Origin of the sequence: Paenibacillus macquariensis (genome assembly GCF_900156375.1) — a bacterium.
GTDB classification, from domain to species: domain Bacteria; phylum Bacillota; class Bacilli; order Paenibacillales; family Paenibacillaceae; genus Paenibacillus_AQ; species Paenibacillus_AQ macquariensis.
This window is the reverse complement of the sequence record NZ_FTNK01000007.1, coordinates 234,681-247,521: the sequence shown is the minus strand read 5'-3', so window position 1 is coordinate 247,521 and position 12,841 is coordinate 234,681. Positions and strand designations below refer to the sequence as shown.

Below are 12,841 nucleotides of genomic sequence, written 5' to 3'. Positions count from 1 at the left end.
CATCCATAATCTAGGTCATACTGTATTTCATTGTACATGATATCAAAAAAATCGCCTATATAATCAAAGGATATGATAAAATAATAGATGGTGATTTTTGATTAAATCTATCGCTATGTAAAGCATAACAAAGTCAATCAGAGAAAAGTGGGGGGGATGGTATGCAGACTTTGCTGCTTTGGTTGTTCTATATTTCTTCTTTTTATGCATTTATTCCAGGCATGATCACCCGCATTTTTGGATTTCGAGTGTTTCGAAAGGGCAAGAGTGAACACGCGTTTGCACTAACCTTTGATGATGGGCCTGATCCACATTATACGCCCCAATTACTTGATATACTTAAACGATATAACGCCAAGGGGACCTTCTTTGTAGTAGGTAAAAATGCTGAACAACATCCAGAGTTAATACAACGTATGTACGATGAAGGACATCTTATCGGGATTCATAACTACATACACAAGTCTAATTGGATCATGCGTCCAGCAACGGTACGCAACCAAATCCAGAAAACAGATGAAATCATTTATGCGATAACGGGGGAAAGAACATCCTACTATCGTCCACCGTGGGGGATTGTGAACTTATTTGACTTCTCCAAACACAATCAATTTAAAATTATATTATGGTCAGCTATGTTCGGTGATTGGCGCGAGAAGATGGGATCCGACAAATTAGCAAAACGCATGTTAAATAAGCTAAAACCTGGTGAAATCATGCTTCTGCATGATTGTGGTTCAACCGTTGGTGCAAATCTTGATGCCCCTAAGCATATGCTAATTGCACTCGAACAAGTGCTGGAGGAAGCACAACGTCGTAATTTACAAAGTATTCGTATTGACGAGATGATACAAGCCAGTGCTCCAGAAATTAAACTATCGCGTTGGAAGCTTGCTGTAGTTAAGCTTTGGTTAATGTGGGAAGTGGTATTTCATTTCATATTCCAGCTCAAGACAGTTACCCCAGCAGATCCATTTCTTCATTACCGGGTTCGTGCCTATAAAGGGGAAGCACTCACGTTGGATAATGGATCAAGGCTAGAAAAGGGAGATGCGATTATCGAATTGCATTTTGACAATCAGAAATTATTTAAATTAGGTGTGAAGTCACGTTCGACCGTACACTTAGCTATTCAAATGATTCGCTCGATGGAGAAAGAACTACCCATCTTAGCTCAACAGTTAATGGAAAATGATGAATTAAGAGATGCTAAAGCACTCTATGGTGTGAGTATGATCAATCGAGGGCCGGAAAAATTCGGATTTAGTATTCGGGATTTGCCGGAGGGTTGGTTTGCGAAATCGACACAAGTATATTTGAAAATTCTAATGAGAATTATTCACCCTGCAGGACAGGATCGACTAAAGGAATCTCCAAGTAAACTGGTACCGAAAATGATTATTATGCCGCTCGAACATCTATATGAACATCATGCAGTGAGTGGTTCTCATCGCTGTTCGAATCCGACAAAATTTCAACAGGTCGTATCCGTGGACAATAGGAATTTAAAAATATAAGAACACGAGAATCTATGTATTATGGCTAGAGAGAAATATCAATTGCCATATGAGAAGTGTTTAATAAGTTAAAGGGTGTTCTCCAATGGGGAACACCCTTTTGTTGAAAAATGACGGATGATAAATCTAGTAGAGCAAGTTGTATCATCCGTTAAATGTAAGTAAAAGTGCATTGTTGAGAATTAGATCTTAAGTACAGCACCGGAACTTGCATTGGTTACCAATTTAGAGTAACGAGCAAGAAGTCCTGTTTTCACTTTAGGTTCGAAGCCTTTCCAGTTCGCACGACGGCGTTCAAATTCTTCATCATCAATTTCTAGTTGAATGGTACGATTGTTAAGATCTAATTCAATGATATCTCCGTCTTCAATGAAAGCAATAGGTCCACCTTCAGCAGCTTCAGGAGAGATATGTCCAATGCTTATTCCACGAGATGCTCCTGAGAAGCGACCATCTGTGATAAGACCTACTTTGGCACCAAGTCCCATACCGACAATCTGAGAAGTTGGAGCAAGCATTTCTGGCATTCCTGGACCACCCTTAGGTCCTTCATAGCGAATGACAACGACATGTCCTTCTTTTACTTTACCATTGGTAATACCGTGTAGTGCTTCATCCTGGGAATCGAAGCAGATAGCTGGTCCTTTGTGATAGCCACCTACTGAAGGATCAACGGCACCTACTTTAATGATAGATCCGCCTGGAGCTATATTTCCGAATAGGACAGCAAGTCCTCCGCGCTCGGAGTGTGGATTGTCTAAAGTATGGATAACATTCTGATCAATGATTTCACAGCCCTCAACATTTTCACGTAGTGTTTTAGAAGATACCGTAATACAGTCTCCGTTAATTGCACCTGGCTTCTTCAGAAGTTCATGAATAATAGCACTTACGCCACCTGCATTATGAAGGTCTTCGATGTGCCAATCTGAAGCAGGAGCAAGTTTAGCTAAGTGAGGCACGCGGTTGGCTACTTCATTAATACGTTCAATTGGGTAATCAATACCAGCTTCGTGTGCTAGTGCTAGCGTGTGTAGTACGGTATTTGAAGAACCACCCATTGCCATATCTAGTGCGAATGCATTATCAAGGGCGTCCATAGTTACGATATCTCTAGGCTTAATATCAAGTTTGATTAATTCCATCAATTGTGTAGCAGATTGTCTAACGAAATCCTTCCGTTCTTCAGCAACGGCAAGAATGGTTCCATTACCTGGTAGAGCAAGTCCAAGCCCTTCAGCAAGACAGTTCATGGAGTTGGCTGTGAACATACCGGAACATGATCCACAGGTAGGACAACCAAATTGTTCTAGTTCTAGCAAACCTTCATCAGATAAAGTACCAGCTTGATGAGCACCAACCCCTTCAAAAACAGAGGTAAGGGAAATCGAGCGACCAGTACTGTCTTTACCAGCTTTCATAGGCCCACCACTAACGAAAATGGTTGGGATATTCACGCGAAGCGCACCCATCATCATACCTGGTGTGATTTTGTCACAGTTCGGGATACAGACCATACCATCGAACCAGTGTGCAGCAACAACCGTTTCTACGGAGTCGGCGATAATATCACGGCTCGGTAGAGAGTAGCGCATACCGATATGTCCCATAGCGATACCATCATCAACACCAATGGTGTTGAATTCAAACGGAACCCCTCCGGCTTCACGGATAGCTTCTTTAACAATCTTGCCGAATTCTTGAAGGTGGATGTGTCCTGGAACGATGTCAAGATAAGAGTTACATACTGCTATAAATGGTTTGCCGAAATCTTCTTCCTTTACGCCTGCTGCCCGCAATAGACTGCGGTGAGGAGCACGGTCGAAGCCTTTCTTAATCATATCTGAACGCATTTTCTTTGGTTTCATGATGTCTAGTTCCCCCCAAATAATTTATAGTAGCAACGCTTTAACACGGTTGTTCAACAGAGTTAACATGTAGCTGGTTTTTAATGAGTCTATCACAAATGGTTAGTTTTTTCTACCAATCGTGGAGTGAAAAACAAGACACCACCTTCTATTTTAGCGAAGGGGTGTCTTTAGGGATAAACAATATCAATAATAAGGCGGAAGTGTAGAAATATTACAAAGAACGACGGAATGCTTTATTCTCCAATGAGACGACCCAGTGGACGGAAGGTTCGACTAAAGGATGTGCTGCACGGCGAACAAAGGGTTGCGCAAGAAGAATGGTAAGGGCTATAGAACCAAGAATGAGTAGAATGGCATCGGTAGTACCTTGAATGTGAGTGTATAACCCCGTGGTATTAGCTAGTCTAATAATGAATCCATGTAATAGGAACACGTAGAGCGTGCGACGCCCTAAGTCAGTTATGACACTTTCGACCATGGGAACAAAAGCTAGGAAGGCTGCTGCAGAGATGAACTGAAGAACATACAAAGCAAGACGAAATAACCCCGCATACCATTCATGGTGACCAAGCTGCATAAAGGTCATATTTCCAAACAGCCAACCAACAGGCAAATTCATACCCCATAACCCAATGATGACGAAGATACCTGTAGAAACGAGAGCCGCACCAGTTCTTTTCCAGCGTGTGATGTTATTTAGGAATGCTGAGAAATTAATATGATAACCGATCATGAAAAAAGGAAGATAAACAAAGGTCCTACTGATGCTGAGCCATACGCCGTCAAGTTGTAGGTATCCTACTAGCACACCCAGTAAAAGTGAGATAACGATTTGTTGGAATGGAGATAACTTATGCATACTGATCGTTAACAGGCGCCAACAGATATGACTGGCTAGAAACCAAAGTAATAAATAGGGAGCAAATAAAGAATGATGAATGCCGTTCACCTGAAATACCGTATAATCCAGAACAGAATAGATACTTTGAAAAATAATATATTGTAAGCCGATTTGTGTTAACGTTCTTCGACCGATATCACCCATCAATCCTGATTTGGCAAAGTAACCTGTGACAAGAACGAATAACGGCATATGAAATGTAAGTATCCATAAGAATATCTGATGGAGGCCACCCATTTCCTGAATAAGAGGTTCAATGGCATTAGCAACAAATACTGTAACAATCAGTAGGAATCGCAAATTAAGAAAATAAGTCTCTCCTTGCTTCAGTGACTGTGTCTTCATGGGTCTCCTCCATCTCTCTATCCAAGGGATTGTGACGATCTAATGGTGCTTCTATTTCTCTATAGTTTAAAATTACTATTTCTGGTCTGTTAACTTTGTGATTAATATCACGTTAGAAAACGCTATCACTTCATACAATTGCGTCGAAGTATTGAATTAAAAATAGTTACAAGTATTGACAACTCTTTATCAACGTTCGAAAATAAGAATATAATAAATATGAAGGTTTCTAATGGGAGGCGCTACATTGGCTACACTGCAAGCAGGTCAATTTAATGTACCCTGCGAAGCGATTCTATTCGATAAAGATGGCACGTTGTTTCAATTTATGATGCTTTGGGGTAATTGGGCTGAGTCTGTACTTACGGGTATGGAGAAAAGGCTTACGTTCTTGGGAAAGGATTTCACGGGCTCTATAGCCGGAGTCCTTGGCACGCGACATGATCAGTTGGGTCAGGTATGTGGGTATGATCTACATGGCCCCCTTGCGATGGCTACAATAGAAGAAACGCATGGAATCTTAGCTTGGCAGCTATATGCGGCAGGGGTTCCGTGGAATGAGGCACTTGTTCAAGCCATTCAGATTTGTAAAGATGCGATGCTCGATCTACGACAGAACAAGCCAATCGTTCTTATGAATGGACTATTGCATTTCTTGCAGGAATGCGAAGCGGCATCTATTAGATTAGGTGTTGTCACATCAGACGAAACATCATCTACTGTTGAACAATTACATTGGGCAGGGATAAGTCATTATTTCGAAGTCATTATTGGTCGGGATCAGGTCAGTCAAGGAAAGCCACATCCAGAAATGGTAGAAAAGGCATCCCATGCGCTTGGTATTGAATCACAGAACATCGTCGTTATTGGCGATACGAATGTAGATATGCAAATGGGGAAAGAAGCAGGTGTGAAGCTAACAATTGGAATATCTACTTTAAGTGAATCTACGGAATGTTTGCTTGATGCAGATGTGATGATTACAGATTATCGGGATTTACAACTGAAAGCGTAAATAACTATTCATAATAGTTGAATCCAATATATGAATCATTTGGAGGTGCTACGAGTATGGAAAGAATAGAAACGTTGGCCTCTTGGATTCAAGAGAGTAGTAGAATTGTTTTTTTTGGAGGAGCTGGAACGTCAACTGAGAGTGGAATTCCTGATTTTCGTTCGGCGGCAGGGTTATATCAAAGCGAGCAGGACTCACCCTATCCACCAGAGGTGATGCTAAGTCATCATTTCTTTGTTGAGCATCCTGAAGTGTTTTATGATTTCTACCGTAGCAAGATGATTCATGAACATGCCAAGCCTAATGCCTGCCATAATGTACTGGCAAATCTCGAGAAACAGGGGAAATTACAGGCCATTATTACGCAGAATATTGATGGACTTCATCAAAAAGCAGGAAGTTCTAACGTTCTAGAATTACATGGTTCTATTCATCGTAACTATTGTATGGGTTGTTCACTTTACTATGGATTGGAAGCCATTATTACAAGTGAAGATATTGTCCCGCGTTGTCTTTCCTGTGGTAATGTCATCAAGCCGGATGTTGTGTTGTATGAAGAATCTTTGGATTCTCAAATCTTATATGGTTCGATGGATGCCATTTCGTCCGCAGATTTATTAATTATTGGTGGAACCTCACTAACTGTACAACCGGCAGCGCAATTAGTATCCTATTTCCAAGGAAGCCGAACTGTACTCCTAAATGCAGAGCCAACACCTTACGATGATCAAGCTGATTTGCTTATTTCAGATCGTATAGGGGAAGTTATGGACAAAGTGAATAAGTTGTTGTAGCCAGTATGAACGAACTATATTTTATAACGCAAGCCTGCTGATTCTCTCCATTTGAGAAAAGGCAGGCTTTTTCTGATGATAATGTGATCCCTACGTATTCATATTATGGCTGACTAGATCCCCCTGGTTTTCTCCCTATTCGGTTACGATATGCACTAGGAGACAAGTTACAGAATCGTCTGAATTGTCGTGAGAAGTATAGGGCGTCTGTAATTCCTACGGAAGAGGCGATTTGTTCAATGGACAGTTCGGGACGTTCACGTAATAGCTGACGCGATTTATCAATTCGAAGCTTTAATAAATAAGTAATTGGAGAGAGCCCCGTTTCTTTCTTGAAAATGCGGGAAAGGTATGCCCTATTGTAACCTAAGCTGTCACACATTTGTTCGATGGATACAGGATGGGCGAACTGTGTGGACATATAAAGGATCATTTGCTTAACCGTTCGTTGTACCTGTGATTCTGTTCCTGTAAGTCTTGACTCACTCGAAAGGACATCCTGTGCTTCTGCTAGAATAAGATAAAGGTAACCTAGCGAAGCCATATAAGCACTTTCCTTTTTGGTATAAAAGACTTCTTGCATTCGGGAAATGGCTGAAGGGATATGTGGATGTTCCTTTATGGACGTAAAGACAGAATGGTTGGCTACAAATCCAGCTTCCGCAACTTTATCCTTTGCATCATGGCCGATAAAAGCTACCCAACGGTAGCACCAAGGATGTTCAGCATCAGAAACATAACTAACTAATTGTCCAGGATGAATAAGGAAACAAGAGCCTTCACCGAGTTCATAGATATGATGTTCAGTACGAAATGTGCCGGTTCCTTTTTCAATGAAATGTAACAAATAATAATCATAAATTTTGGGGCCTAACGCATGTAAAGGGCTTGTCTGGCTCTCTCCAGCAAAAAGGACGTGCAGAGAATTACCGTCATGATGGACGGGGTTAGCAGCTACAGAATAGGTTGAATTAAAGGTCATGAGTGTGCGCTTCCTATCTTATTATAATATTATTTGAGAGTAGTATTGTATTTCATTATACTTCGAAAGGTCACATTTATCCATATTAAACACACATGGTTGCATTATCATAGTTAGCGGTTTCATTTATACTATAACTAAGGAAGAATGATACTAAAGAGGGCTGGTGAAAGCATATGAGTACACAAGCAGCAATGTTGAAAAAAACTTTTATAAGCAAATTCGGAGAGACAAAACATAAACAATATGTGTTTAATGCACCTGGTCGAGTTAATCTGATTGGAGAGCATATCGATTATAATGGTGGGTACGTTCTACCTGCGGCGCTTGAATTTGGAACAACGTTAGTCATTCGTGAAAGAGATGATAACAAGATTCACTTCGCTTCTACTAATATTCCATTTGAGATGACGATGGATGTTCAAGAAATTGGGAAAGAAAAGACGGGGGAGTGGATTGATTACCCGATCGGAGTCATGGTAGAACTACGAAAAATTGGCTGTGAATTGACGAAAGGTTACGATTTATTCTTCCATGGAGAGATTCCAAATGGCGCTGGATTATCATCCTCTGCTTCTATGGAAGTCGTGACGGCGTATGCATTACTAACGTTGGAAGGTAAGGAGACCGATACTGTTGAGATAGCCTGCCTATCACAACGAGCTGAGAATCAGTATGTTGGAGTGAATTCAGGAATCATGGATCAATTTGCGGTAGCGAATGGTAAGCAGGATCATGCTATTCTGTTGATGTGCGATACGTTGGAGTATAAACATGTACCATTCCGTACAGGTTCATACAAGTTAGTGATCGGTAATACAAATAAACGTCGAGGACTCGTAGATTCTGCTTATAATGAACGTCGTCAACAATGTGAGATCGCACTGGAGCTTTTGAAGAAAGAAATTCCAACGCTGAATTACTTAGCACAATTACAACCAGACCAATTAGAATCGCTACAGGTTCATATCCAAGATGAGACGGTTAGACGCAGAGCGCAGCATGTCGTTGAGGAGAATCAACGTGTACTAGATTCTGTGGAAGCTTTGACGAATCATGATCTAGAGAAATTCGGTCAATTAATGAATGCATCGCATGATTCATTGCGTGATCTATATGAAGTAAGTTGTGTGGAATTAGATGTCATGGTCGAAGAGGCACGTCGCATTCCAGGCACACTTGGTGCAAGGATGACAGGAGCGGGATTTGGTGGTTGTACCGTGTCTTTAGTCCATGAAGAATCCGTAGAACAATTCGTTCAACAGGTTGGCGATCATTATAGAGCAAGAACTGGATTCGAAGGTAACTTCTATGTATGTGGTGTAGGCGATGGCGTAAAAGAAATCAAGGAGGAGATATAATATGGCTATCTTAGTAACTGGCGGAGCAGGGTATATTGGTTCACATACCGTGGCAGCATTACTTGATCTTGGGGAAGAAGTTGTTGTAATTGATAATTTACAGACAGGACATCCCGAAGCTCTTCTTGGAGGTAAGCTTTATGAAGGAGATTTACGAGATAAAGAGTTACTTGCAAAGTTGTTCAGTGAGAATGACATTGATGCGGTTATTCATTTTGCAGCGAATTCTCTTGTAGGAGAAAGTATGCAGAATCCGGTTAAGTATTACGATAACAATGTATTTGGTACGTTGTGTTTACTTGAAGCGATGGATGCAGCTAATGTTCGTAAAATTGTATTCTCCTCCACGGCAGCTACTTATGGCGAACCTGAGAAGGTACCTATTGTCGAAGGTGATCGTACAGAGCCTACGAATGTGTATGGAGAGACCAAGTTAATGATGGAGCGTATGATGTCATGGTTCGATAAAGTACTGGGCATTAAATATGTGGCATTGCGTTATTTCAACGCAGCAGGTGCACATGCTAGTGGCAGAATTGGTGAAGATCATCGACCAGAGAGTCATCTCATTCCATTGGTATTGCAAGCTGCATTGAAACAAAGAGAGAACATCGCTGTATTCGGGGAAGATTATCCTACACCAGATGGAACATGTGTTCGTGATTACATCCATGTGAGTGATCTCGCTGATGCACATTATCGTGCGGTAACTTACTTGAGAAGTGGCAATGACAGTAACGTATTTAATCTAGGGAATGGCCAAGGATTCTCTGTCAAAGAAGTGATTGAAACTGCAAAGAAAGTCACAGGTCTTGATATTCCCGTTGTGATGCAAGAACGCCGTGCAGGAGATCCTGCCACATTGGTTGCTTCTTCGGACAAAGCGCGTAGCGTCCTTGGTTGGAATCCAACCCACGACAATCTAGACAATATCATTCAAAGTGCTTGGAGTTGGCATCAGTCTCATCCACAGGGATATGGAGAATAAGGGGGATCAATATGGATATCGCAAGTACAACAACGCCAGAACAAGATGAAGCTTTGCATGCGATTGAACGTTTGGTTCAGTTTGCCTTTGATCACCATTTAATTAAAGAAGAGGATGTTGATTACAGTCGTAACCTATTAATGGATCTCTTCCATTTCAGTGAACCGTTCGCTTACGAAGTAGATCATACTATGCAAGATAGTCCGCAGATTATGATTGATACATTGATTCAATACGGATACCAGATTGGACTTATTCCTGAGAATACGGATACGTATCGAGATCTATTGGATTCTAAGATTATGGGACTCCTGATGGCACGCCCATCGGAAGTGATTGCAGAGTTTGAAGATATATCTAAGAATCAAGGGATAGAAGCGGCCACAGAACATTTCTACAAAATGAACATTGATTCTAATTACATTCGAATGGACCGGGTGTCCAAGAACGTCTATTGGAAGCAGGCAACGGCTTATGGCGACATCGAAATGACCATTAACTTGTCTAAACCAGAGAAGAATTCCAAAGAGATTGCAATGGCGAAATTACTTCCACCCCCAATCTATCCTAAGTGTCAATTATGTCGAGAAAATGTAGGTTATGCTGGACGAATTAATCATCCATCACGTCAGAATCTACGTGTGATCCCATTGGTAATGAATGATGAACCTTGGTTGTTCCAATACTCACCTTACGTGTACTATAATGAGCACTGCATTATATTTCATCGCGACCATGTGCCAATGAAATTGACCAAAGATACATTGAAAAGACTGTTGTCTTTCGTAGATATTGTTCCGCATTATTTTATTGGATCCAATGCAGATTTGCCTATCGTCGGTGGTTCTATTCTGACGCATGATCATTTCCAAGGTGGGCGTCATACATTCCCGATTCAGAATGCTCCTAAAGAAGCCTTATTCACGCATGATGAATATCCCGAAGTATCTGTAAGTATCGTGAAGTGGCCGATGTCTGTATTACGTATTAGTTCACAGGATAGTCAGGTTCTACTCGAATGTGCTAATAACATTTACGAGTCATGGAAGCAATATAGTGATCCAAATGCGGATATTCTGGCCTTTACTAAGAATGACGCCGGTGAAGATGTTCCACATAACACGGTAACACCGATCGTGCACCGCAGCGTTGATGGATCTTACGAGATGGATCTCGTATTGCGCAATAATCGTACCGACGAACAGTATCCGGATGGAATCTTCCATCCGCATCCAGAGATGCACCACATCAAGAAAGAGAATATTGGCTTAATCGAAGTCATGGGTCTGGCCATATTGCCTGGAAGACTGAAGGAAGAGCTCGATCTCGTTGCGAATATTTTAAGTGGTGATGAAGAGCTCTACACTTCGGCTATGGCGGGAGAAGTGCCTATGTTGGTTCAGCATTTGGAATGGATCAAGTCACTTGTCAATGAACATGGCAATCAACATCACAAAGATGAGGCTGTACAATTGATCCAACATAAGGTTGGGTGTAAGTTCGTAGATATTCTGGGGCATGCAGGTGTATATAAGAGGACAGAGGCAGGACAGCAGGCATTTAAATTATTCCTACAACATTTGGGATATGAGCAATCCTAATCAAATATAATCCGTAAATAAGCCGTTCTTCCTCATTGAGGGAGGGCGGTTTGTTCATCTATCACGAAAGGTTTATACTATAGAAATGATGAATTATCTTTCGAAGTGAATTGATAATTTGTCAGGAATGAAATGATTTTTATCATCGGAGGCGAAATAATTAATGATAGCATTTGAATTTAATAATCCTACCAAGTTGATCTTCGGAAGAGGGACACTTGATGCACTTAAAAGTGAAGTACCTAAATACGGAAATAAAGTATTGTTTCTATATGGTGGCGGCAGCATTAAACGTAGTGGTCTTTATGACAATGTCATGACCCTGTTGAATGAGATTGGAGCTGAAGTTACTGAGCAAGGTGGCGTAGAACCTAATCCACGACTATCTACCGTACACAAAGGCGTAGAACTATGTAAATCGAACGGAATTGAACTTATTCTGGCTGTAGGTGGCGGAAGCGTACTTGACTGTGCTAAGGCTATTGCTGTTGGTGCGAAGTATGATGGAGATATGTGGGATTTCTTAGAACGTAAAGCTGCTCCTCAAGCTGCCCTTCCTTTAGGAACCGTATTAACAATGGCTGCAACGGGATCTGAAATGAACGGTGGATCTGTTATCACTAATGAAGTGACACAAGAGAAAATGGGCTGGGGTAGTCCATATGCCTATCCGGCATTCTCTATTCTAGATCCAGCACATACATTCTCCTTGCCTAAGGATCAGACGGTGTATGGTATGGTGGATATCATGTCTCATGTATTAGAACATTACTTTCATTCGGAGAGTAATACACCTGTACAGGATGGATTCTGTGAGACGATTCTACGTACAGTTATCGAGACAGCGCCTAAGCTTATTGAAGATCTAGAGAATTTTGAATTACGTTCGACGATTATGTATTGCGGTACAATGGCATTGAATGGTGTACTGAATATGGGAATGACGGGCGATTGGGCTACTCATAACATAGAGCATGCGGTATCGGCTGTATATGATATTCCACATGGCGGCGGATTAGCTATTCTGTTCCCGAATTGGATGAAACATAACCAGAACGTTGATATTGCACGCTTCAAACGATTAGCTATTCAGGTATTTGGTATTGATCCATCAGGGAAAAGTGATGAGCAGGTTGGAGTTGAAGGAATTGAAGCATTACGTACATTCTGGAATTCCATCGGTGCGCCAAGTCGCTTAAGCGATTATGATATTGATGCAAGTCAGATTGAGGTTATGGCGGATAAGGCGCTACGTTTTGGTCCTTTCGGTAACTTTAATAAGTTGAATAAAGAAGACGTGGTTGAGATCTACAACATGTCACTTTAAAATAATACGATGTGAATTGCGATATCAATGAGGGACTCCTCCCAAAGGTCTTAATAATGACCTTTGGGAGGAGTCCCTTTTATGATGTCATCTTATAACGGACTTCGAAATAATTTCCATGGTTATTTACAATACAGGA

At 41.2% G+C, this 12,841-nt stretch carries 10 protein-coding genes; 7 read left to right on the top strand and 3 right to left on the bottom strand.

Going from position 1 to position 12,841, the window contains the following annotated elements; genetic code table 11:
- The first annotated feature begins 161 nt into the window (after positions 1-161).
- Positions 162-1,517: a polysaccharide deacetylase family protein gene (locus BW961_RS15050; protein WP_068587968.1), complete on the top strand. Its 1,356-nt coding sequence runs from the start codon at positions 162-164 to the stop codon at positions 1,515-1,517.
- Between the two features lie 182 nt (positions 1,518-1,699).
- Here BW961_RS15050 and ilvD read toward each other — a convergent pair whose 3' ends face one another.
- Both ilvD and BW961_RS15040 read right to left on the bottom strand, forming a co-directional pair.
- The gene (ilvD, locus tag BW961_RS15045) at positions 1,700-3,385 is read right to left on the bottom strand and encodes a dihydroxy-acid dehydratase (RefSeq protein ID WP_068587966.1); all 1,686 of its coding nucleotides are present in this window, start codon (positions 3,383-3,385) and stop codon (positions 1,700-1,702) included.
- Positions 3,386-3,599: 214 nt separating this feature from the next.
- Positions 3,600-4,634 carry an acyltransferase family protein gene (locus BW961_RS15040; protein WP_068587964.1) on the bottom strand — a complete coding sequence of 345 codons (1,035 nt, stop codon included), beginning with the start codon at positions 4,632-4,634 and terminating at the stop codon, positions 3,600-3,602.
- 247 nt (positions 4,635-4,881) lie between these two features.
- Here BW961_RS15040 and BW961_RS15035 point away from each other — a divergent pair, with 247 nt between their 5' ends.
- Together BW961_RS15035 and BW961_RS15030 are read left to right on the top strand one after the other, a co-directional pair.
- The gene (locus BW961_RS15035; RefSeq protein ID WP_244555963.1) at positions 4,882-5,649 is read left to right on the top strand and encodes an HAD family hydrolase; all 768 of its coding nucleotides are present in this window, start codon (positions 4,882-4,884) and stop codon (positions 5,647-5,649) included.
- 56 nt (positions 5,650-5,705) lie between these two features.
- Entirely contained in the window at positions 5,706-6,443 is a 738-nt protein-coding gene (locus BW961_RS15030) for an NAD-dependent protein deacylase (RefSeq protein WP_068587960.1), read from the top strand.
- 103 nt (positions 6,444-6,546) lie between these two features.
- Here BW961_RS15030 and BW961_RS15025 read toward each other — a convergent pair whose 3' ends face one another.
- Positions 6,547-7,425 carry an AraC family transcriptional regulator gene (locus tag BW961_RS15025; RefSeq protein ID WP_068587958.1) on the bottom strand — a complete coding sequence of 293 codons (879 nt, stop codon included), beginning with the start codon at positions 7,423-7,425 and terminating at the stop codon, positions 6,547-6,549.
- Between the two features lie 176 nt (positions 7,426-7,601).
- On the opposite strand from BW961_RS15025, the gene BW961_RS15020 reads away from it, so the two are divergent.
- From BW961_RS15020 to BW961_RS15005, 4 genes are all read left to right on the top strand, one after another.
- The gene (locus BW961_RS15020) at positions 7,602-8,786 is read left to right on the top strand and encodes a galactokinase (protein ID WP_068587956.1); all 1,185 of its coding nucleotides are present in this window, start codon (positions 7,602-7,604) and stop codon (positions 8,784-8,786) included.
- Position 8,787: 1 nt separating this feature from the next.
- Positions 8,788-9,774, top strand: a complete 987-nt coding sequence (gene galE / locus BW961_RS15015; RefSeq protein WP_068587954.1) for a UDP-glucose 4-epimerase GalE — start codon at positions 8,788-8,790, stop codon at positions 9,772-9,774.
- A gap of 11 nt (positions 9,775-9,785) precedes the next feature.
- Complete coding sequence (locus tag BW961_RS15010) at positions 9,786-11,375, top strand: UDP-glucose--hexose-1-phosphate uridylyltransferase (protein ID WP_068587951.1); 1,590 nt, start codon at positions 9,786-9,788, stop codon at positions 11,373-11,375.
- Positions 11,376-11,538: 163 nt separating this feature from the next.
- Entirely contained in the window at positions 11,539-12,702 is a 1,164-nt protein-coding gene (locus BW961_RS15005) for an iron-containing alcohol dehydrogenase (protein WP_068587949.1), read from the top strand.
- Positions 12,703-12,841 lie beyond the last annotated feature (139 nt).